Consider the following 22,198-nt stretch of genomic DNA (forward strand, 5'->3'; position numbering starts at 1 on the left):
CGATATTATTTTATTCGTTCGCTTCTCACTGTTGAGGATCATGATGAACTGTAAATTTGTACCCTTGGATGGGGCGGGCTAATTAGAACTCTAATGGATTCAACTTAGAGAGTTCATAAGTAATTCGTCATTCCCTAGACTGACGGAGGAAGGAGTAGGGAATCTCTGAAAGCTTGTAGATGCAATTAATGAGATCCCCAACTCGTTCGTCCCTCACTCTTGAGGATGACGGAGTTGAGAGCGTACAAAAGAAAAGGGGTTGATGTTCTCACATCAACCCCTTTTAACATTATAATTTATAGCAACTATTCACGTTCGTGAAGTGCTTTAAAGTCACGTTGTTCTTCACCAGTATACAGCTGACGAGGACGACCGATACGGTTCGTCGGATCGCTGTGCATTTCGTTCCAGTGTGCAATCCAACCGATGGTACGAGACATCGCGAAGATTACAGTAAACATAGATACTGGAATACCGATTGCTTTCAGAATGATACCTGAGTAGAAATCTACGTTCGGGTATAGCTTCTTAGAAACAAAGTACTCATCAGAAAGAGCGATACGCTCAAGTTCCATTGCTACGTCTAGTAGTGGATCTTGGATGTTTAGCTCTTTAAGTACTTCGTGACACGCTTCGCGCATTACTGTTGCACGTGGATCGTAATTCTTGTAAACACGGTGACCGAAGCCCATTAAACGGAATGGGTCATCTTTGTCTTTTGCTTTCGCAACGTATTCTTCAATGTTATCTACGCTACCGATCTCTTCAAGCATGCGCAGACAAGCTTCGTTTGCACCGCCGTGAGCTGGGCCCCAAAGTGATGCGATACCTGCTGCGATACACGCAAACGGGTTAGCACCAGATGAACCAGCAAGACGTACTGTAGACGTAGAAGCGTTCTGTTCGTGGTCAGCATGTAGAGTGAAAATCTTATCCATTGCACGAGCAACGATAGGGTTCACTTCATACTCTTCACATGGGTTTGCAAACATCATGTGTAAGAAGTTTTCTGCGTAGCCTAGGTCGTTACGTGGGTAGATAAACGGCTGACCGATTGAATATTTGTAACACATTGCAGCCAGTGTCGGCATTTTTGAAATCAGGCGGTATGCCGCAATTTCACGGTGTGTATCGTTGTTGACATCAAGTGAGTCGTGGTAGAACGCCGCTAGAGCGCCTACAACACCACACATTACAGCCATAGGGTGAGCGTCACGACGGAAGCCGTGGAAGAAACTAGCGATTTGCTCATGCACCATAGTGTGACGTGTCACGGTAGTCTTGAACTTTTCGTACTCAGTTCGAGATGGGGCTTCACCGTAAAGAAGTATGTAACATACTTCTAAGTAATCAGCGTTATTGGCAAGTTGGTCAATTGGATAACCACGATGTAAAAGAATGCCTTTTCCACCGTCAATAAAAGTGATTTGAGACTCACAGGATGCAGTGGCAAGAAAACCAGGGTCAAAAGTGAAAAAACCATTAGAACCTAGTGTACGAACATCGATCACTGGAGTACCAAGTACACCTTCTGTAATCGGCAGCTCGATTGGCGCTTGACCTTCAATGTGAAGGGTAGCTTTCTTATCCGCCATAACAATCTCCTTTGTTTATTATTTAATCCGTCCAGGATGTTTATGTGCCATTTTTTTACTGGTCTTACGTGGGAAAGTCAATTTTTCTGAAGCTTTGTGTGCACTTGTTAGTGTTTTTTACATTAAATTCGTTAAAAATCTGGTCTGTGTAGCATTATTTGTTACATCAATTGTATTAGAATGTTGCCAGCCGTATAGTGGCGCTGAAAAGTTTGGTTAAAACCTTATAAATGCAAGGCTAAGAAGAAATGTGAGGTGTCTTTCTTAATCGAGCAGTTAACAATTATTTTACAATTATCTAAGGCTCAACTTCAGTTATTTGTTAAGTTAATGTTAAATTTTGAAGGTTTGCAATCAAATTTTGTCCATAACAATATCATAAGGTTATTTAATGACCATAATGCTCAATGGAGCTGAGTGAGCAAGCCCGTGAAAGAAAGAAAGACAAGACCTGTTAATTTAGATTTACAGACCATCCACTTTCCAATCACAGCAATAGCTTCCATCCTACACCGTGTGTCTGGGGTGATAACTTTTGTCGCGATTGGAATTTTGCTTTGGTTACTATCCATTTCCCTCTCATCCCCAGTAGGCTTTGCCGAAGCTAGCGACATTGTCGATGGTTTCTTCGTGAAGTTTATTCTGTGGGGCATTTTAACCGCTTTGGCTTACCACATTGCTGGTGGTATTCGTCACCTTCTTATGGACCTTGGTCACTTTGAAGAGCTGGAATCTGGCGCTAAGAGCGCTAAGGTTGCATTCGCAGCAACAGCGGTATTGTCTCTACTAGCGGGGATCTTAGTATGGTAAACAACGTTTCTACTTTTGGTCGTAATGGTGTCCACGATTATCTATTGATTCGTGCTACTGCCATCATTATGACGCTTTACACTATCTACCTAGTTAGCTTCTGTGCTTTCTCTGGTGATATCTCTTACGCATCTTGGACGCAATTCTTTGGTGGAACCTTCACTAAAGTCTTCACCATGTTAGCGCTTACTTCTGTTTTGGTTCACGCGTGGATCGGCCTATGGCAAGTACTAACTGACTACATCAAATGCGCAAAACTGCGTGTTGGTCTTCAAGTCGGTGTTGTTGCAGTTCTTCTTGGATATTTCTTCTCTGGTCTGTTTATTTTGTGGGGTGCGTAAGTGACTATTCCTGTTCGTGAGTTTGATGCCGTAGTTATCGGCGCTGGTGGTGCAGGTATGCGTGCCGCACTGCAAATTTCTGAGCAAGGCCTTTCTTGTGCATTGCTTTCTAAAGTTTTCCCTACTCGTTCTCATACGGTTTCAGCGCAAGGCGGCATCACTGTTGCTCTTGGTAACGCGCATGAAGATCATTGGGAACAACACATGTATGACACAGTAAAAGGTTCTGATTACATCGGTGACCAAGACGCTATCGAATACATGTGTAAAAACGGTCCTGAGTCGGTAATCGAACTTGAAAAAATGGGCCTACCTTTCTCTCGTTTTGAGAACGGTACTATTTACCAGCGTCCTTTCGGTGGTCAATCGAAAAACTTTGGTGGTGAGCAAGCGGCTCGTACCGCAGCTGCAGCCGACCGTACTGGTCACGCTCTGCTTCACACGCTTTACCAACAAAACATTAAACACAAAACGACCGTTTTCTCTGAGTGGTATGCACTGGATCTTGTTAAGAACGAAGATGGTGCAATCTTAGGTACTACTGCGCTTTGTATGGAAACGGGTGAGGTTTGCTACTTCAAAGCGAAGGCAACAATCCTTGCTACTGGTGGTGCTGGTCGTATCTACGCATCAACAACCAATGCACATATTAATACTGGTGACGGTGTTGGTATGGCGATCCGTGCTGGCGTTCCTATGCAAGACATCGAAATGTGGCAGTTCCACCCAACGGGTATCGCTGGTGCAGGTGTATTGGTAACGGAAGGTTGTCGTGGTGAAGGTGGTTACCTTCTCAATAAAGACGGCGAACGCTTCATGGAACGTTACGCACCAAACGCTAAAGACTTAGCGGGTCGTGATGTTGTTGCTCGTTCAATGATGGTTGAAATTCGTGAAGGTCGCGGTTGCGATGGCCCTTGGGGTCCACACATTAAGCTTAAGCTTGATCACCTAGGTAAAGAGACGCTTGAATCTCGTCTTCCTGGTGTATGTGAACTTTCTCGTACCTTTGCTCACGTTGATCCAGTGAAAGAGCCAATCCCAGTAATCCCGACATGTCACTACATGATGGGTGGTGTTCCAACACAAGTTTCTGGTCAAGCTATCAAGCAAACCGAAGACGGCAGCGATGTTGAAATCCAAGGTCTATTTGCTTGTGGTGAAATCGCATCAGTATCAGTACATGGTGCCAACCGTCTAGGTGGTAACTCACTGCTTGATTTAGTGGTATTTGGTCGTGCGACAGGTCTACACCTAGGTGAGACACTGAAGAAGCAAGACGAAGCGAAACCTGCAACTGAAGCTGACATTGAACGTTCACTAGAGCGTTACAACCGTTGGGAAAACAGCACAGACGGCGAAGACCCAGCGCAAATTCGTAAAGATCTTCAGCAATGTATGCAGAACAACTTCTCGGTATTCCGTGAAGGTAAAGCAATGGCTGAAGGCTTAGAAGAGCTTAAGGCGATTCGCGAGCGTCTGAAGAATGCACACCTATCTGATAAGTCTACAGAGTTCAACACTCAACGTATTGAGTGTCTAGAGCTTGAAAACTTGATGGAAACGGCATTCGCAACGGCTGTTGCTGCAAACTTCCGTACAGAGAGCCGTGGCGCACACGCTCGATTCGATTTCCCTGACCGTGATGATGAGCAATGGCTATGCCACTCACTTTACAACCCAGAGTCAGAGAGCATGACTAAGCGTGGTGTAAACATGGAACCTATCCATCGTGAAGCGTTCCCACCAAAAGCACGTACGTACTAAGGAGATATGACCATGAAACTGAATTTCTCTTTATACCGTTACAATCCAGATGTCGACCAGAAGCCTTACATGAAGGAATACACTCTAGAAGTGGATGAAGGTTCAGACATGATGCTTTTGGACGCGCTTATTCTGTTGAAAGAGCAAGATCCAACAATCTCATTCCGTCGCTCATGCCGTGAAGGTGTATGTGGCTCGGATGGTTTGAACATGAACGGTAAAAATGGCCTAGCGTGTATCACGCCATTGTCTGCGCTTTCTGGCCAAGACAAGATTGTGATTCGCCCACTGCCTGGCTTACCTGTTGTTCGTGACCTGATTGTAGACATGACTCAGTTCTACGATAACTACGAAAAAGTGAAGCCATTCTTAGTGTCTGATGGCAATGTGCCACCGGCTCGTGAAAACTTACAAAGCCCTGATGAGCGTGCTCATTTAGATGGATTGTACGAATGTATCATGTGTGCATGTTGTACAACGTCATGCCCATCGTTCTGGTGGAACCCTGACAAATTCATCGGACCAGCAGGCCTGCTTGCAGCGTACCGTTGGCTAATTGATAGCCGAGATACAGCGACAGACGAACGTTTGTCCGATCTTGATGATGCATTTAGCGTTTTTCGTTGCCATGGCATCATGAATTGTGTAAGTGTTTGTCCTAAGGGATTAAATCCGACGAAAGCGATTGGTCACATCAAGACCATGCTAGTGAATCGTTCGGTTTAAGTTATATAAAAATTGCCGCCCTAGAAGTTTTGGGGCGGCCTTTTAATAGCTCGGCATAGACCGCAGCAAACGTGAAAACTACTGGTTAAGGGAAAATATGCACAACGGCGTGATGAAGGCATGGCTCGAGTCTTCACACTTGGCTGGCGCCAATGCAACGTACGTAGAAGAACTCTATGAACTGTATCTAAGTGACCCAGATTCGGTAAGTGACGAATGGAGAAGTGTTTTTGAAGAATTGCCTGTGCAAGCTTCAGAGGCAGTGGAACAACCACACTCTCGTGTTCGTGAATACTTCCGTCGACTCGCTCAAGAAACAAAGCATTACAGTGTCCAAGTTAGTGATCCAGATGTCGATGCGAAACAAGTAAAGGTTCTGCAACTTATTAATGCCTATCGATTCCGAGGGCATCAAGCAGCAAACCTAGACCCCCTAGGTTTATGGAAAAGAGCGACAGTTGATGAACTGGCCCCTTCTTTCCACACTCTTACCGAAGATGACCTCAATGAGACGTTTAACGTCGGCTCTTACGCCATTGGCCAAGAGACGATGGTGCTTAAAGATCTCTACAAATCTCTAAAGCAAACGTATTGTGGCTCTATTGGTGCTGAATACATGCACATGACAAATACAGAGCAAAAGCGTTGGATCCAACAACGTTTAGAGTCTGTATCTGGTCAACCCTCTTTCAACAAAGAAGAAAAGCAAGCTTTCCTAGAAGAGCTAACTGCTGCTGAAGGTCTTGAGCGCTATCTTGGTGCGAAATTCCCAGGCGCAAAACGCTTCTCGTTGGAAGGTGGTGATGCTCTTATCCCAATGACGAAAGAAATTATTCGTCATGCTGGCGGACAAGGCATGCGTGAAGTTGTTGTTGGTATGGCTCACCGTGGTCGTCTAAACATGTTGGTCAACGTGCTTGGTAAAAAGCCACAAGACCTGTTTGACGAGTTTGCGGGCAAGCATGATGACACGTGGGGTACGGGTGATGTGAAATACCACCAAGGCTTCTCTGCGGACTTCGCAACGCCAGGCGGCAACGTTCACTTAGCACTAGCATTTAACCCATCTCACTTAGAAATCGTAAACCCGGTAGTTATCGGTTCAGTACGTGCACGTCAAGATCGCCTTGGTGATAATGATGGTAGCCGTGTACTTCCAATTACTATCCACGGTGACTCAGCTATCGCTGGTCAGGGTGTCGTACAAGAGACGTTTAACATGTCTCAAGCGCGTGGTTTCTGTGTTGGTGGTACGGTTCGTATCGTTGTAAACAACCAAGTTGGTTTTACAACGTCTAACCCTCGCGATACACGCTCTACGATGTACTGTACCGATATCGCGAAGATGGTTCAGGCTCCGATTTTCCACGTTAACTCTGATGATCCAGAAGCGGTTGCGTTCGTTGCGCGTCTTGCATTGGATTACCGTAATACGTTTAAGCGTGATGTTGTTATTGATTTGGTTTGTTACCGTCGCCACGGTCACAATGAAGCCGATGAGCCGAATGCAACACAGCCTTTGATGTACCAAAAAATCAAAAAGCACCCAACACCACGTAAGCTTTACGCTGACGTGCTAATGGAGCGCGGTGAGTTTGGTATTGATACAGCAACTCAGCTAGTTAACGAATATCGTGATGCACTTGATCACGGTGAAGTTGTGGTTAAAGAGTGGCGTCCAATGGCACTTCACTCAGTAGACTGGTCTCCTTACCTAGGTCACGACTGGAACATCGAGTGGGATAACAAGATTGATATCGAGCGCCTGAAAGAGCTTGGTACCAAACTTTGCCAATACCCAGACAGCCACAAGCTGCAAAGCCGAGTAAATAAACTGTACAACGATCGTACTGCCATGGTGAATGGTGAGAAACAAGTCGATTGGGGTATGGCTGAAACTCTGGCTTACGCAACACTTGTTGACGACGGTAAGCGTATTCGTATCTCAGGCCAAGATTCAGGTCGTGGTACGTTCTTCCACCGTCACTCAGTACTGCACAATCAATCAGATGCAAGCACGTATGTTCCTCTTGCGAACATTCATGATAAACAAGGGCCATTCCAAGTGTTTGACTCTGTGTTATCTGAAGAAGCGGTACTCGCATTTGAGTATGGTTACGCAACAGCAGAGCCAAGCGGTCTAACCCTTTGGGAAGCACAATTTGGTGACTTCGCAAACGGTGCACAAGTTGTTATCGACCAATTCATTTCATCAGGTGAGCAAAAGTGGGCACGTCTATGTGGTCTAACTATGCTGCTTCCTCACGGTTATGAAGGCCAAGGCCCAGAGCACTCTTCTGCACGTCTTGAGCGTTACCTTCAGTTATGTGCTGAACAAAACATGCAAGTTGTTGTTCCTTCAACACCGGCACAGGTTTACCACATGATTCGCCGTCAGGTTGTTCGACCAATGCGTCGTCCACTGATTGTAATGTCACCTAAGTCATTGCTTCGTCACCCTCTGTGTACTTCTTCTCTTGAAGATTTGGCAGAAGGCACGTTCCAACCAGCTATCGCAGAAATTGATGATCTGGCACCTGAGAACGTAAAACGCGTCGTATTCTGTTCAGGCAAGGTTTACTTTGACCTGCTTGACCAAAGACGTAAGAACGAGCAAGACGATGTCGCTATTGTACGTATTGAGCAACTTTACCCGTTCCCTTACGAGGACGTGAGAGCTGCAATCGCACAGTACACAAATGTAGTCGATTACGTTTGGTGTCAAGAAGAGCCACAAAACCAAGGTGCTTGGTACAGTAGCCAACATAATTTCCGAGCTGCTATCCCAGTAGGTGCTGATATTCAATACGCAGGTCGTCCTGCATCAGCATCACCAGCTGTTGGCTATATGTCAGTACACTTGAAACAACAAAAAGCGTTAGTTGACGACGCTTTGACCCTACTTAAGAACTAGAAGTAAAAGGAAAATACGCACATGACAATTGAAATTCTGGTTCCAGATTTACCTGAATCTGTGGCTGATGCAACAGTTGCTACTTGGCACAAAAAACCGGGCGAAGCGGTTGCACGTGATGAAGTCATTGTAGATATCGAAACAGATAAAGTAGTTCTAGAAGTACCGGCTCCTGAAGCGGGTGTTCTGGAAGCTATCATCGAAGAAGAGGGTGCTACGGTACTTTCTAAGCAGCTTCTGGCTAAAATCAAGCCGGGTGCTGTCGCTGGTGAACCAACGAAAGACACCACTGAAGATACAGAAGCATCTCCTGACAAGCGCCATAAAGCTGCGCTAACAGAAGAGAACAACGACGCACTAAGCCCAGCTGTTCGTCGCCTGCTTGCTGAGCACAACCTACAACCAGCTGACGTTAAAGGCACAGGTGTTGGTGGCCGTATTACTCGTGAAGACATCGACGCACATCTAGCAGCAGCGAAAGCGGCTCCGGCAGCAGCATCTGCACCAGCAGTTGAAGCGCCAGCAGCGGCTCGCAGCCAAAAACGCGTGCCTATGACTCGCCTACGTAAGACAGTTGCAAACCGTCTTCTAGAAGCGAAAAACAGCACAGCAATGCTGACGACTTTCAACGAAGTGAACATGAAGCCAATCATGGACCTTCGTAAGCAGTACAAAGACCAATTCGAGAAGCGTCACGATACGCGTCTTGGCTTCATGTCTTTCTACGTGAAAGCAGTAACAGAAGCACTGAAGCGTTTCCCAGAAGTGAATGCTTCTATTGATGGTACAGATATCGTTTACCACAACTACTTCGACATCAGCATGGCGGTATCTACGCCACGTGGTCTAGTGACTCCAGTACTGAAAGACTGTGACACACTAGGTTTCGCTGATATCGAAAAAGGCATCAAAGAGCTAGCAATCAAAGGCCGTGACGGCAAGCTAACTGTTGATGAACTGATGGGCGGTAACTTCACTATCACAAACGGTGGTGTATTTGGTTCTCTAATGTCTACGCCAATCATCAACCCGCCTCAAGCGGCAATTTTGGGTATGCACAAAATCCAAGACCGTCCTATGGCTGTTGATGGCAAGGTAGAGATTCTACCAATGATGTACCTAGCGCTTTCTTACGACCACCGTCTAATCGATGGCCGTGAATCAGTTGGCTTCCTAGTGACCATCAAAGAGCTTCTAGAAGATCCTGCACGTCTGCTATTAGACGTTTAGTATCGCTAAAACGTCTAGTTAACCCCGTTAGCTAGACGTAAAAAGTTTCAAAGGCTAGGCTGCTCAACGTCTGGCCTTCAATTGAACTGTAAAGCCATTAGAAAATGGACAGCAGTTGATTTGAGAAGACCCTACAGACGTAACACAGGAAACTGTGTCGTTATGGAAATAATAATCCCTTAAGGGAAAATAAACGGAATATCAAAATGAATTTGCATGAATACCAAGCCAAACAGCTGTTTGCAGAATTCGGTTTGCCTGTGCCAGAAGGTTTCGCATGTGATACTGCACAAGAAGCTTTCGAAGCTGCAGGTCGTATCAGTACAGCCAAGAAAGTCGTTAAGTGTCAAGTACACGCTGGTGGTCGCGGTAAAGCGGGCGGCGTAGAGCTACATGACACTAAAGAAGGCGTTAAAGAGTTTGCACAAAAGTGGCTAGGTAAAAACCTAGTGACTTACCAAACAGACGCTAATGGTCAGCCTGTAACAAAGATCCTAGTTGAAGAAGCATCAAACATTGCTAATGAACTTTACCTAGGTGCTGTTGTTGACCGTGCAACGCGTAAAATCGTATTCATGGCGTCAACTGAAGGCGGTGTGGACATTGAGAAAATCGCTGAAGAAACTCCAGAGTTGATTCACCAATCTGCGATCGATCCTCTAGTTGGCCCTCAAGCTTACCAAGGCCGTGAACTGGCGTTCAAACTTGGTCTAGTTGGCGATCAAATCAAACAGTTCGTTAAGATCTTCATGGGTCTTGGCCAAATGTTCTCTCAGTACGACCTAGCTCTACTAGAAATCAACCCGCTTGTAATTACTGGCGAAGGCAACCTGCTTTGTCTTGACGGCAAGATCAACATTGACTCAAACGCAATGTACCGTCAGCCAAAACTTCGTGAAATGCACGATCCTTCACAAGAAGACGAGCGCGAAGCTCACGCAGCACAGTGGGAACTGAACTACGTAGCACTAGATGGTAACGTTGGCTGTATGGTTAACGGTGCAGGCCTTGCTATGGGTACGATGGATATCGTAAACCTACACGGCGGCAAGCCAGCAAACTTCCTTGATGTAGGCGGCGGCGCGACCAAAGAACGTGTAGCTGAAGCATTCAAGATCATCCTTTCTGATGACAATGTTAAAGCAGTACTCGTAAACATCTTCGGTGGCATCGTTCGTTGTGACATGATCGCTGAAGGTATTATCGGTGCAGTTAAAGAAGTCGGCGTAACAGTTCCAGTAGTTGTTCGTCTAGAAGGTACAAACGCAGACCTAGGTCGCGAAGTACTTGCTAATTCTGATGTTGATATCATTGCAGCTGAATCTCTAACAGATGCTGCTCAGAAAGTTGTTGCTGCTGCGGAGGCTAAATAATGTCTGTATTAATTAACAAAGACACTAAAGTAATCTGTCAGGGTTTCACTGGCGGTCAAGGTACATTCCACTCAGACCAAGCTATCGCATACGGTACGCAAATGGTTGGTGGTGTTTCACCTGGTAAAGGTGGTCAAACTCACCTAGGCCTTCCAGTATTCAACACAGTACGTGAAGCAGTAGAAGTAACTGGCGCAACAGCAACAGTTATCTACGTACCAGCTCCTTTCTGTAAAGATGCAATCCTAGAAGCGATTGATGCAGGTATCGAGCTGATCGTAACGATCACTGAAGGTATCCCTACAACAGATATGATCGACGTTAAAGTGAAGCTAGAAGAAACTGGCGTTCGCATGATCGGTCCTAACTGCCCAGGTCTTATCACTCCAGACGAGTGTAAGATTGGTATCATGCCTGGTCACATCCACAAGAAGGGTAAAGTAGGTATCGTATCTCGCAGCGGTACCCTGACGTACGAAGCAGTTAAGCAAACAACAGATGAAGGCTTTGGTCAGTCTACATGTGTTGGTATCGGTGGTGACCCTATCCCAGGTTCAAACTTCATTGATATCCTAAAACTTTTCCAAGAAGACCCAGAAACTGAAGCAATCGTAATGATTGGTGAAATCGGTGGTACTGCGGAAGAAGAAGCGGCTGAGTTCATCAAAGCAAACGTAACTAAGCCGGTTGTATCTTACATCGCTGGTGTTACTGCTCCTCCGGGTAAACGTATGGGCCACGCTGGCGCAATCATCTCTGGCGGTAAAGGTACTGCTGAAGATAAATTCGCAGCACTAGAAGCAGCAGGCGTTAAGACTGTTAAGTCTCTTGCTGACATCGGTAAAGGCCTACGTGAAATCACGGGTTGGTAATCAGCTGGCTTTTATCGATTGAGATAGAAGTTAACTGAACGATATTAAAAAGGCTTGGTCACTGACCAAGCCTTTTTTTACGTTCTCGTGATACGAGATCGTACTGCTAAGTATTAAGCTCGGCTTCTAACCATTTGAGATAACATAAACATCGCAGCTGCACTGATAACAACAGACGGGCCAGCGGGCGTATCATAGAACCAAGACAAGCTTAACCCTCCGAAGACTGCGATAGAGCCAATAACCGATGCGAGGAAGGCCATCTGCTCAGGTGTGCTCGAGAACTTCCTTGCCGTTGCTGCAGGAATAATTAGTAGCGATGTCATGATTAACGCACCAACAAACTTCATACCGACAGCAATCACGATACCAACCAATAGCATCAGAATCAGACGCATTAAATCAATATTGATACCATCAACCGCCGCGAGATCCTCGTTAACCGTCGTTGATAGTAGTGGTCGCCAAAAGATAGCAAGCACCAATCCGATCACAGCAGCACCCGCATAGATAAATACTAAATCAGTCGGAGATACTGCCAGCAAGTCACCAAACAGGTAGCTCATCAGATCAACACGAACATTATCTAAGAAACTGACAGCAACCAAACCAAGTGATAGCGCACTGTGAGCCAAAATACCGAGTAGGGTATCGGTCGCGACCAGCTTTTGTTTTTGTAAAGTAACTAGCAACACGGCCAGCATCAAACAACAAATCAGCAGCGCGAAATACAAGTTAATGTTGAACAGAAAGCCAAGCGCTAAGCCCATCAAAGAAGCGTGAGCAAGCGTGTCACCAAAGTAAGCCATCTTACGCCACACCACGAATGAACCTAGTGGGCCTGCAATAAGAGCAATGCCTAAGCCTGCAAGAATAGAAGGTAAAAGAAACTCAAGCATTAGTGGTGTCCGTGTTTATGGTTGGAGCAGTCGTGCACATCCCCAGAAACAGGCTGGCCTGCCAAGTCATGGTGATGGTGGTCATGTTGATGGTGGTAGAAAGCCAAGCTCTCTTGAACCGCAGTACCGAACAAGGCGATATACGAAGGGTGGTGTTTGATATCAGCCGGTGCACCCGAGCAACAGATGTGGTGATGCAAACAGATCACATCGTCTGTTTTTGCCATCACTAAATGCAGATCGTGCGAAACCATAAATACGGCACAACCAAAGCGGTGACGAATGGTGTCAATCAAATCATACAGGTCAATTTGCCCTTGAACATCAACGCCTTGAGCCGGTTCATCGAGAACCAGTAGGTCTGGTCTTCTTAACAATGAACGAGCAATCAGCACACGTTGGTTTTCACCGCCGGATAGCTGGTGCATGTTACTCTTCTGCAGATGTTCAGCACCAACGAGCTTCAATGCTTCAAGGATCTCTTGCTGACTGAACTTGCCAGTGAGCTTTAGAAAACGCTCTACGTTGAGCGGTAGGGAATCATTGAGCTTTAATTTTTGTGGTACATAGCCAATTTTCAGTTTTTTAGCTTTTGTTATTGTGCCTGAAAATTTGGTCTGTAAACCCAGTACCACTTTTACTAATGTCGACTTTCCTGCACCGTTTGGCCCAATCAGGGTGGTGATTCTGCCGCGCTCTAAATTTAGAGAGATGTTGTCTAGAACTTTTCGACCGTCAAATTCGACGCTCACAGAATCTAGTTGGATTAAGTTATCCATGAATAGAACTCATTTGCAATTCGCTAATGTTATAATGTAACATTTACCTCAAGCCTAAGCTACTTTTCTATTATCGAGGGATTATGTCACGTTCATCTTTTATACTTGCTACTTTGCTTTTAGCGCCAAGTGTCGCAAGTGCCAATACTATTCTAACAAGCTTTAAACCAATTCAAATGATTGTGACGGAATTAACGCAGGGCGTTAGTGAACCGGATGTGTTGATGAACAGCAATGCTTCGCCGCACGATTATGCGCTTAAGCCATCTGATGTCAAAAAAGTTCACAGTGCCGATATGGTTATCTGGTTTGGTCCTGACCTAGAAGCCTTTCTGACTAAGGTGATTGGTTCAAAAGAAAACGTTATCAAGATCAGTGAGATTCCAGGAATTAACTTGCGAGAGTTCGGACATGATGACCACGATTCTCATGAAGGACATAATCATGGCAGCCATGACCCGCATTTTTGGTTAGGTATCGACCAAGTTGAAGTAGCCGCAAAATATATCTCAGCAAAGTTGATTGAATCTGACCCTGATAACGCAATGGCGTATCAAGAAAACCTAGATTCTTTCCTGCTTGCTTTGAAAGAAAAGCAGCAGTCTATTCATGAACAACTTGCGCCAGTGAAAGATAAAGGTTACTACGTATTCCACGATGCGTATGGCTACTTTGAGCAAGAGTTTGAACTGAATAACTTAGGCCACTTCACGGTGAGTCCAGAGCGTAAACCGGGTGCAAAAAGCCTGATCGCTATTAAGAAAACGCTAGTACGCGATAATGTTCAATGTGTATTCTCAGAGCCTCAATTTACCCCTGCTGTGATTGAATCAGTGACTCGCGGAAGTAACGCTAAGCAAGGCCAGCTTGATCCTATCGGTTCAACAGTTGAAGTGAAGAGTGGAAGTTATTTCGATTTTCTTCAGCAACTTACAGACAGCTACACAAGCTGCTTAAGCGGGAAGTAATTCATAACGAGTATTCTTTACTCTACTTTGCTCTCGTTAATTTATGAATCATGCCGCTTTTTGCGGCATTTTCGTGACCGCTAAGATAAAACCTCCCAACAAATAGCAAACCTCCTTTCTCCTTTTCTAATTTCCGCTAAAATAGAAAGATAATAATAAGCACAAAAAAACTCAGTTTTTGGTTAAGCAACGATAAGACGTTGTGGTGCCCAAAATTTCATGCGTTGTTGCTGTTCAGGATTAAGAGTTGTATCGAATTATCTTCAAAATGTTCATGTTAATGAGCATTTCATTTAGCGTTCTAGCGGTAAATACATCACCCTCCGTTTTCTATCCTTTGCCTGTTCAAGCGCAAGGGAATTTCCTTGCGGCTAAAAACTTGTACTTAGGTGCCGGAGGCGGGCTTTGGGTTCATGATGTGCATGGAAAAGTACTCTTTTACGACGGCCGAACTCTATTCCCTCGCAAGGGGAGCTTACTGCAATTTTCTTCGGAAAGAGTCGCGTTTCTGAACGATGAGTTTTGGACATTTTTCGATAACGAGGTGTATCGACATAACCCTGGAATTGGCAACGAATTGGCGTTTAGCCTAAGTCCCGGCGCTGAAATAACCAATATCGGTGCATCGGGCGATTATATTTGGGTTACTGACGGTAGTAATTTCTATACCTACAACACTCAATCTTTAGAATTCAACACCTACTCTCTACTCAAACTGTACCGATACAATAACAGCAGTGACATTGCGATTAACGACGCGGAGTGGGTGCTATCAAAGTGGGTGCTAGCGACCAGTTCTGGCGTTTACCTTTCAGAGAATCAAGAGTTTACCCATGTCACCGCATCCGACAAAAACCATATTGAGACGGTTTATTTTTCGAATGCTCGACGTGAGTTAGTGATCGGTACTTTAAATGGTGCTGTGATTGTAGATCTCGCGAACCCAGATAAAGAGACCATAGTTAAAGGGTCGCATGTTCTTTCGTTGGCCGAAACTTCGGACCAGTATTGGATTGGTACAGAACATGGCCTTATTAGCTACAACTTTATTACGGGACAAATTACTCGATTCGAACAAGCCGCTAATCAAGACTTCTCGTTACCGGGTGAGAAAATATATTCGTTGATAAACGATCATGCTGGTGGCATGTGGATTGCGACAAACAACGGTATCCGATATTTCTCACTGTTCAGTAAGACCTTCTCGAGAACCCCCCTAACTGGAATGGGCATGCATTCGAGTAGTGTGGTGATCAATAAAGTACTGCCTGTCAGTGACCAGTTATCTTGGGTCGCGTCCTCAATGGGGCTCTACTTGGTTGATTCTGAAAGTGAAGAGAACCCAATTCGTGTTTACTCTAACCCTGTTAATGATTTTGAGCTCTTTGGCTCTTCCATTTGGTTGGCGACCGAACAAGGCATCATCAGTCTAAATACGGAAACGCTACAACCCGAAGCCCTTGATTTACCAAGGCCGATTAAGGGAGTGCACGTTGAAAACTTTGCGCTTCAGGCTGATAACGTTCTTTGGATGACCTCTGGGCAAAACCTGTATTCGTTATCTATCGAAACCATGAAACTGACGAGTTATGGCACTGACTGGTTAGTCGACAAGTTCTTGCCTGCGAAGATCACCGCTCTCAATGTCGGCTTGCTAGGTCGCATCTATATAGGAACAGATCATGGTTTCTACTCGTTCATTGATAAACGAATTAGCTTTAGTCGTTCAAGCGAACGGTTTGGCAAAGTCGTCGATATTGAAAAAGCGAAGGATGGAGCGCAGTGGTTTGCTAGCAGTTATGGCGTGTATCGAATCCCGGATGACAGCTCTATTATTCAAGAAATCACTCTTGTTGAAGACAATATTAGCCCCAACTGCCTGATAAGCGATGACAATGGTGTTTGGTTAGGCTCTTCGAAAGGCATCAGTTATTACGGATTGGATGGGCAGCTGCATAAACACATAGGTTCGCCATTTGGTTTGATCACCAATGAATTGGCGGCGGGAGCATGTGCTCTATTTTACAGTGAAGAGAGCCAACCTTCGAGGCTTGTTTTCGGCTCAAAGTATGGCGTAGTCAGCGCGTTGTCTAACGAGTTACTGGTATCAACCACACCTCATAGCCGTGCCTTGTTGAGTAAGATAAGTGTCGACCAACAAACGGTGTCACTTGGCGGGAAAACGGCTGAACTGGATGAGATTCCTTATGGCTCATCGATGGGGTTTAAGCTGGGCATCTTACCAGCAACGTTCGCACCGGCGATGGAATATCGACTGAGCGACGATGAACCATGGAGTGAGTTTGAAGGGGGCTTGTTAACGCTCGACCATCTTCTTCCTGGGGATTACACACTTGAAGTGAAACCGGTTAAGGACTCCCATTATCGCTTTGTATCAACCAATCAAAGCTTCTCGATTGCAGAGCCTTGGTATCTGACCAATTGGGCTGCAGCAAGCTCTCTGATGTTACTGATTGGCGTTGTGACTATCTTGGTCTTTTGGCGCTCTCGTTATGTCACTTTTGCCAACAGGCACTTAAAAGCGCAAGTTGCATTGAAGACGGATCAATTGAGGCACCAAAGCCGGATATTACTCGCGACTAATCAACAGCTTAAAAAGCAGCTATCCGTTAAGAATGCGCTTGTGTCTCATACTGCCAATGAACTCTCTTCTGAAGTGAATCATATTGCTGCGATGATCCCGAATTGGAATGACGAGCATGGGAAGTCGCCAATTTTAACCTTGAAAAATGGCTTAGCTCAATTGAGTAATACCCCTCAAGGAGAAGGGCAAGTTTGTTACGATATAATTTTAATCTTAGAAGCGGTACTCAAAGCTTGGCAGGATGATTTAGCCAAAGCTGGTATTGAACTGGATATTAAAGTCGAAACAAAACAACGATATGTCTCGTTGCTGTATTTTAATCTCGATATTATCTTCAATAGCTTGGTTGCGAGCATCATCAAGAGAAACTTTAAGTCGCAGAGTATGGTGGTTCTGGTTGAAGAGGTTAAGGAGCATCTTGTTGTGACCATTCGAGATCATGGGATGCCTTTCCCTAAGCTGGCATCAAGCATGGGTGACAATACCGGAAAGTCGACCGACCTCAACATCGAAAAGCTGCCGCTATTGATGAATCAGAGCGGTGGCGAGCTTAATGCCTTTGTTTCGGAGTCTCAAAATAAGGTTCAGCTGTCGTGGCCAATTGAGTATCAAGTGCTCGTTAATCTTGAAGCCAGCACAATTGAACAGATTGAAACCATTAAGCTTGCCGCTTCAACGCCAGAGCAGCAAAAACTGACAGCGGAACAAGAGTGGAAGAACAGAGTGTCGCAGCTTGTGAGTGAAAACTACGCTGATGCCGAGTTCAGTACTGCAACTGCCGCTAAGTATTTGTTTATGTCTGAGAGAAGCTTACAGAGACGCTTTAAATTGGCTTACAACAAGACCTTCAAAGAGCACTTGAATGAAGTACGTCTAGAACATGCGTGTGAGCGCTTACTCGCTGGAGAGAAGATCTCTGATGTGGCGTTTGATTCGGGCTTCAATGACCCTTCCTATTTCAGTCAAAGGTTTAAGCATCACTTTGGTATGTCACCATCTAAGTTTGCTGAAAACAATGACGAGTAGCGCGCAGCGGATACTCAGCTAGAACATAAATAAAGATACTTTAGCCTCGACATTCGTGTTGGGGCTTTTTTATGCTTCTACGAGATACGAGATACGAGATACGAGATACGAGATACGAGATACGAGATACGAGATACGAGATACGAGATACGAGATAAATGGGGAGTTTAAAAAGGTTGTTGGGATAATACAAAGGGAAGAAAAAAAATATCGTGGCATAGCCGGGGGGACTATACCACGGGTGCCAATGACACCTTCGCTTGCTGCCGGAGTGATATAGCAAAGCCATATCACCTCTGGAATAAAATTAAAGAGAAGTAGTTTCTCTTCGATGGAGTAACTATACGTCCAGCTACTTATTTTACTTATAAAATTAACGACAGATGCCTATGAGAAAACCGACATTGTTTTAAATGATTGATAATTAATGATTTGTTGTTGTCTGGGAGGGTTTGTACTAGTGGGGTAGTTCTCGCTAGTTGTTGAAAGTAACGTTTTTGACGTAAACGTTTTTAACGAAATTTACGAGTATGTATTTTCGAAAACATTGATTTCACACAATAGAATTGTGGGCATGTATGTGTATCATAGCGTTAATAACAATCTTTCTCATTATCAGTCACGAATTGGGTACTTATGAAACTCTCACAACTAGAGCAAGGAAAGGCGGCTTCTATTGTTGCACTAACAGGTTTAACACCAGACGTAAGGAAGAAACTTATGGTCATGGGTATGTTGCCAAAAACCGAGGTGACGCTTATCCGCCGTGCACCTATGGGTGATCCGCTTCAAGTTGAAGTGAGAGGTGTTTCTATCGCCATTCGTGAAAGCATTGCAGAACAAATCGAGGTTATCTAAATGGATTATCAAGTTCTTACCGTTGGTAACCCGAATAGTGGTAAAACAACACTGTTCAACGCACTGACTGGTGCTAAGCAGCACGTTGGTAACTGGGTTGGTGTCACTGTTGAAAAGAAGACGGGTTTATACTCGCACGCAGGTGATCAGTTTCAACTAACGGATTTACCGGGTATCTACGCACTAGACAGTGGTAATGATGCGAACAGCATCGATGAGTCTATCGCGTCTCGCGCTGTTTTAACTCACCCTGCAGATGTGATCATTAATGTTGTCGACGCTAGCTGCTTAGAACGAAGCTTATACATGACATTACAGCTACGTGAGTTGGGTCGCCCAATGATCGTTGTGTTGAACAAAATGGATGTATTAAAGCGCGAACGTCAGGTGATTAACCTTAAAGCACTAGAGAAAGAGCTAGGTTGCCCAGTTCTAAGCTTGTCTGCAAACGATAAAGGTCAAGTGGTTCGCTTTAAAGAGCGTCTGCATAAACTGCTTGTTCAAGGTGTGAGCCTTGACCCTATCTCTATTGATTACGATGCCGCGTTAGAAGCTCTTATCCCTTCTGTTGAGTCACAATTTGATGATGCTGACGTATCTCACCGAGCGCTCGCGATTCGTGCTTTAGAAAATGATTACTTGGTATTGAATGGACTGGCTCCACAAACTCGCACTCAAATTGATAGCGTGCGTCTTAGTGCCGATTTCGATATTGACCTTGCTGTTGCTGACGCTAAATACACTTTCTTACATGACCTTTGTAAACGCGTTCGTCGCAGCGAAGGCAAACTAAGCCGTAACTTTACAGAGAAAGCCGATCAATTCATTTTGAACAAATGGGTCGGTATTCCTTTCTTCTTCGTCATCATGTACCTAATGTTCATGTTCTCTATCAATATCGGTAGTGCGTTTATCGACTTCTTCGATATTGGTGTTGGGGCAATATTAGTTGATGGTGGACACCACTTATTAGATGGTCATTTACCAGTTTGGTTAGTCACTGTACTTGCTGATGGTATTGGCGGTGGTATCCAAACGGTTGCGACCTTTATTCCTGTTATCGCAGCGCTTTACCTATTCTTAGCGGTACTAGAAAGCTCTGGCTACATGGCTCGTGCTGCATTCGTACTTGATAAAGTGATGCAGAAGATTGGTTTACCGGGTAAAGCATTTGTGCCACTTGTACTGGGCTTTGGTTGTAACGTGCCTTCAATCATGGCAACGCGTACTCTTGACCAAGAGCGCGAACGTAAACTGGCAGCATCAATGGCGCCGTTTATGTCATGTGGTGCTCGTTTACCGGTATACGCACTGTTCGCAGCGGCGTTCTTCCCTGGTGCAGGACAAAACGTAGTATTCGCTCTGTACATCATGGGTATCGTTGCTTCTGTGTTTACGGGCCTTTTCCTGAAAAACACGATCTACCCAGGTAGCAGCGATAGCTTAGTGATGGAAATGCCAGATTACGAATTGCCGACAGTGCAAAACGTAATGCTAAAAACTTGGCAGAAGCTGAAGCGTTTCGTACTTGGTGCAGGTAAAACAATCGTGATGGTTGTGGCTATTCTTAGCTTCCTAAACTCTCTAGGTATGGACGGTAGCTTTGGTAACGAAGACAGCGAAAACTCAGTACTGTCTAAAGCGGCTCAAATTGTAACGCCTGTATTCCAACCGATTGGTATCACTGAAGAGAACTGGCCTGCAACGGTTGGTATCATCACAGGTATTTTCGCTAAAGAAGCTGTTGTAGGTACATTAAATAGCTTATACACAACGCCTTCTGATGAAGAAGCGGCTGAGTTTGACTTAGCAGCAAGCCTGCAAGAAGCGGTAATGACAATCCCTGAAAACCTAGCCGGTTTGAGCTACTCAGACCCATTAGGTATTGAAGTTGGCGACTTGTCTGACTCTAATTCTGTAGCAGCTGACCAAGAAGTCGATACCTCTATCTTTGGTAACTTGAAAGACAAGTTTGTATCTGGTCATGCGGCGTTCGCTTACTTGATTCTTATCCTGCTTTACACGCCTTGTGTGGCCGCGATGGGGGCTTATGTTCGTGAATTTGGTCAGACTTTTGCACGCTTCATCGCGGTTTGGACGATGGCTCTTGGTTACTTTGGTGCGACTTTCTACTACCAAGCGGCAAACTTTGCTGCACACCCAGTGACAAGTGCAGTATGGATGGTGGCGATTGCTGGTGGTTTTGTGGTTACGTATCGCGTCTTCAAGAAAGTGGGCAGTAAGCAGAAAGCACTAGAGGTGCAAGTAGTATGATTTTAACTGAACTTCATCAATATATTGATAGCCAAGGCGTTGCGGCTCGTAAAGAGCTCGCTGCAAAGTTTGGCATGAGTGAAGATGGCGTCGATGCGATGCTGAGTGTGTGGGTCAGGAAAGGGAAAGTATCTCGCTTGGTCGATACGAATAAGCATGGTCATACAACGCGTATTCGCTACACCATTAGCAAACAAGATGGTTTGTCGCTTAACGTGATGATGTAGTTCAGGTCTTCATTATCTCGTTGAAAAAGGCGAGATTAGAAAATGACAAAGCCGCTTATCTAAAATGAGCGGCTTTTTGTTATGTGTCTTTTCTGAAGTGTATTGCTTTTAAGCTCAATGGGATGAGCTCGAATTACGCTTTCTTGAAGATAGAGCTCAGTGACAGAACGTTTTGAATACGAGTCAGGATAGCGGTTTGATCTTCTTCACTGCGCTGTTCGCCCTTTGTATTTCCCCATACTGGGCCAGGCCAAGCAATGTCGTCTTTGAAGCGTGCAATATGGTGGATGTGCAGTTGTGGCACCATATTACCCAGCGCACCAAGGTTCAATTTGTCTGGTTGGAACGTGGCTTCAAGTGCTTGGCTTACCGCCTGAGATTCATGTAGGAACTGTTGTTGCTCTTTCATTGGTAAGTGGTGCAACTCTTTGAGGTTGGCACGCTTTGGTACCAAGATAACCCAAGGTACAGCGTTATCTTTGTGCAGCAGAGCTAAGCTCAGCGGAAATTCGCCGATAAGTGTGGTGTCTTTCGTAAGTTGCGGGTGAAGTTCGAAGCTCATGATCTTTCCAATTAATTGTTTTACATGAGTATAAGGTCGGAGTTTGAATGTGGCTAGGGCTTACGTTCTCAATAAGCAGATTCCCTATCACGTTCGTGCCTCACTGTAGGGAACTGACGTTTGGGGAAGTGATGGTGTATTGCTTTGCTAGTGTTACGCGCCTAGAGGTGGATTCTCAATGACGTTGGTTCTTCACTAAAGGAAGTGACGATTGGGGAGAGTGATAACGAATTGGTTTGCTGTTGTTACGTGTTTTAGGGGATTGCCTATCATGTTTGTCCCTCACTGTAGGGAATGATGGTTGGGGAAAGTAACAACGATTTGGTGTGGCTTGATGGCGCTTTATTGATGCAGTCTTGGATTCACTACACT

17 protein-coding genes are annotated in these 22,198 nt (G+C 45.1%); 13 read left to right on the forward strand and 4 right to left on the reverse strand.

Going from position 1 to position 22,198, the window contains the following annotated elements:
• Positions 1 to 305: 305 nt before the first annotated feature.
• Complete coding sequence (locus MSG38_RS12285; protein ID WP_048617859.1) at positions 306 to 1,595, reverse strand: citrate synthase; 1,290 nt, start codon at positions 1,593 to 1,595, stop codon at positions 306 to 308.
• A 417-nt stretch (positions 1,596 to 2,012) separates the two neighbouring features.
• Between MSG38_RS12285 and sdhC the strand changes: the two genes are divergently transcribed.
• The 8 genes from sdhC (at position 2,013) to sucD (ending at position 11,628) form a co-directional block, all read left to right on the forward strand.
• Positions 2,013 to 2,405 carry a succinate dehydrogenase cytochrome b556 subunit gene (gene sdhC / locus MSG38_RS12290; protein ID WP_017061948.1) on the forward strand — a complete coding sequence of 131 codons (393 nt, stop codon included), beginning with the start codon at positions 2,013 to 2,015 and terminating at the stop codon, positions 2,403 to 2,405.
• Positions 2,399 to 2,746: a succinate dehydrogenase, hydrophobic membrane anchor protein gene (sdhD, locus tag MSG38_RS12295; RefSeq protein ID WP_010436768.1), complete on the forward strand. Its 348-nt coding sequence runs from the start codon at positions 2,399 to 2,401 to the stop codon at positions 2,744 to 2,746. Before sdhC ends, sdhD begins: the two co-directional genes overlap by 7 nt.
• Positions 2,747 to 4,513: a succinate dehydrogenase flavoprotein subunit gene (sdhA, locus tag MSG38_RS12300; RefSeq protein ID WP_048606450.1), complete on the forward strand. Its 1,767-nt coding sequence runs from the start codon at positions 2,747 to 2,749 to the stop codon at positions 4,511 to 4,513.
• Positions 4,514 to 4,525: 12 nt separating this feature from the next.
• Positions 4,526 to 5,239 (forward strand): succinate dehydrogenase iron-sulfur subunit, encoded by a 714-nt coding sequence (locus MSG38_RS12305; protein WP_010436773.1) that lies wholly within the window; start codon positions 4,526 to 4,528, stop codon positions 5,237 to 5,239.
• A 97-nt stretch (positions 5,240 to 5,336) separates the two neighbouring features.
• Positions 5,337 to 8,153 (forward strand): 2-oxoglutarate dehydrogenase E1 component, encoded by a 2,817-nt coding sequence (sucA, locus tag MSG38_RS12310; protein ID WP_048660852.1) that lies wholly within the window; start codon positions 5,337 to 5,339, stop codon positions 8,151 to 8,153.
• A gap of 21 nt (positions 8,154 to 8,174) precedes the next feature.
• The gene (odhB, locus tag MSG38_RS12315) at positions 8,175 to 9,383 is read left to right on the forward strand and encodes a 2-oxoglutarate dehydrogenase complex dihydrolipoyllysine-residue succinyltransferase (RefSeq protein WP_017056410.1); all 1,209 of its coding nucleotides are present in this window, start codon (positions 8,175 to 8,177) and stop codon (positions 9,381 to 9,383) included.
• A gap of 206 nt (positions 9,384 to 9,589) precedes the next feature.
• Positions 9,590 to 10,756 (forward strand): ADP-forming succinate--CoA ligase subunit beta, encoded by a 1,167-nt coding sequence (sucC, locus tag MSG38_RS12320; protein ID WP_010436793.1) that lies wholly within the window; start codon positions 9,590 to 9,592, stop codon positions 10,754 to 10,756.
• Positions 10,756 to 11,628: a succinate--CoA ligase subunit alpha gene (gene sucD / locus MSG38_RS12325; protein WP_004734209.1), complete on the forward strand. Its 873-nt coding sequence runs from the start codon at positions 10,756 to 10,758 to the stop codon at positions 11,626 to 11,628. The genes sucC and sucD overlap by 1 nt, the downstream gene beginning before the upstream one ends.
• Positions 11,629 to 11,741: 113 nt before the next feature.
• Here sucD and znuB read toward each other — a convergent pair whose 3' ends face one another.
• Both znuB and znuC read right to left on the reverse strand, forming a co-directional pair.
• Positions 11,742 to 12,527 (reverse strand): zinc ABC transporter permease subunit ZnuB, encoded by a 786-nt coding sequence (gene znuB / locus MSG38_RS12330; protein ID WP_019820476.1) that lies wholly within the window; start codon positions 12,525 to 12,527, stop codon positions 11,742 to 11,744.
• Positions 12,527 to 13,306, reverse strand: coding sequence for a zinc ABC transporter ATP-binding protein ZnuC (gene znuC / locus MSG38_RS12335; RefSeq protein ID WP_248401940.1), 780 nt, complete (start codon positions 13,304 to 13,306; stop codon positions 12,527 to 12,529). The genes znuB and znuC overlap by 1 nt, the downstream gene beginning before the upstream one ends.
• Positions 13,307 to 13,389: 83 nt before the next feature.
• Here znuC and znuA point away from each other — a divergent pair, with 83 nt between their 5' ends.
• The 5 genes from znuA to MSG38_RS12360 all read left to right on the forward strand — a co-directional run bounded on the left by znuA (position 13,390) and on the right by MSG38_RS12360 (position 21,264).
• Positions 13,390 to 14,274, forward strand: coding sequence for a zinc ABC transporter substrate-binding protein ZnuA (gene znuA, locus MSG38_RS12340; protein WP_048617863.1), 885 nt, complete (start codon positions 13,390 to 13,392; stop codon positions 14,272 to 14,274).
• Between the two features lie 247 nt (positions 14,275 to 14,521).
• Complete coding sequence (locus tag MSG38_RS12345) at positions 14,522 to 17,905, forward strand: AraC family transcriptional regulator (protein ID WP_248401941.1); 3,384 nt, start codon at positions 14,522 to 14,524, stop codon at positions 17,903 to 17,905.
• Between the two features lie 636 nt (positions 17,906 to 18,541).
• Complete coding sequence (locus tag MSG38_RS12350; protein WP_004734203.1) at positions 18,542 to 18,763, forward strand: FeoA family protein; 222 nt, start codon at positions 18,542 to 18,544, stop codon at positions 18,761 to 18,763.
• Complete coding sequence (gene feoB / locus MSG38_RS12355) at positions 18,764 to 21,037, forward strand: Fe(2+) transporter permease subunit FeoB (RefSeq protein WP_248401942.1); 2,274 nt, start codon at positions 18,764 to 18,766, stop codon at positions 21,035 to 21,037.
• Entirely contained in the window at positions 21,034 to 21,264 is a 231-nt protein-coding gene (locus MSG38_RS12360) for a FeoC-like transcriptional regulator (protein ID WP_050052394.1), read from the forward strand. Before feoB ends, MSG38_RS12360 begins: the two co-directional genes overlap by 4 nt.
• Before the next feature lie 133 nt (positions 21,265 to 21,397).
• Here MSG38_RS12360 and MSG38_RS12365 read toward each other — a convergent pair whose 3' ends face one another.
• Complete coding sequence (locus MSG38_RS12365) at positions 21,398 to 21,826, reverse strand: HIT domain-containing protein (protein ID WP_248401943.1); 429 nt, start codon at positions 21,824 to 21,826, stop codon at positions 21,398 to 21,400.
• Positions 21,827 to 22,198: the final 372 nt, after the last annotated feature.

The sequence above is a fragment of the Vibrio sp. 1CM24A genome (assembly GCF_023161725.1).
GTDB classification, from domain to species: Bacteria; Pseudomonadota; Gammaproteobacteria; order Enterobacterales; family Vibrionaceae; genus Vibrio; species Vibrio coralliirubri.

What these genes read in the sequence shown, in the direction of transcription:
- MSG38_RS12285 (WP_048617859.1), bottom strand. Translation starts at nt 1,595, where the DNA reads ATGGCGGATAAGAAAGCTACCCTTCACATTGAAGGTCAAGCGCCAATC.
- sdhD (WP_010436768.1), top strand. Translation starts at nt 2,399, where the DNA reads ATGGTAAACAACGTTTCTACTTTTGGTCGTAATGGTGTCCACGATTAT.
- MSG38_RS12305 (WP_010436773.1), top strand. Translation starts at nt 4,526, where the DNA reads ATGAAACTGAATTTCTCTTTATACCGTTACAATCCAGATGTCGACCAG.
- sucA (WP_048660852.1), top strand. Translation starts at nt 5,337, where the DNA reads ATGCACAACGGCGTGATGAAGGCATGGCTCGAGTCTTCACACTTGGCT.
- odhB (WP_017056410.1), top strand. Translation starts at nt 8,175, where the DNA reads ATGACAATTGAAATTCTGGTTCCAGATTTACCTGAATCTGTGGCTGAT.
- sucC (WP_010436793.1), top strand. Translation starts at nt 9,590, where the DNA reads ATGAATTTGCATGAATACCAAGCCAAACAGCTGTTTGCAGAATTCGGT.
- sucD (WP_004734209.1), top strand. Translation starts at nt 10,756, where the DNA reads ATGTCTGTATTAATTAACAAAGACACTAAAGTAATCTGTCAGGGTTTC.
- znuB (WP_019820476.1), bottom strand. Translation starts at nt 12,527, where the DNA reads ATGCTTGAGTTTCTTTTACCTTCTATTCTTGCAGGCTTAGGCATTGCT.
- znuC (WP_248401940.1), bottom strand. Translation starts at nt 13,306, where the DNA reads ATGGATAACTTAATCCAACTAGATTCTGTGAGCGTCGAATTTGACGGT.
- znuA (WP_048617863.1), top strand. Translation starts at nt 13,390, where the DNA reads ATGTCACGTTCATCTTTTATACTTGCTACTTTGCTTTTAGCGCCAAGT.
- MSG38_RS12350 (WP_004734203.1), top strand. Translation starts at nt 18,542, where the DNA reads ATGAAACTCTCACAACTAGAGCAAGGAAAGGCGGCTTCTATTGTTGCA.
- feoB (WP_248401942.1), top strand. Translation starts at nt 18,764, where the DNA reads ATGGATTATCAAGTTCTTACCGTTGGTAACCCGAATAGTGGTAAAACA.
- MSG38_RS12360 (WP_050052394.1), top strand. Translation starts at nt 21,034, where the DNA reads ATGATTTTAACTGAACTTCATCAATATATTGATAGCCAAGGCGTTGCG.
- MSG38_RS12365 (WP_248401943.1), bottom strand. Translation starts at nt 21,826, where the DNA reads ATGAGCTTCGAACTTCACCCGCAACTTACGAAAGACACCACACTTATC.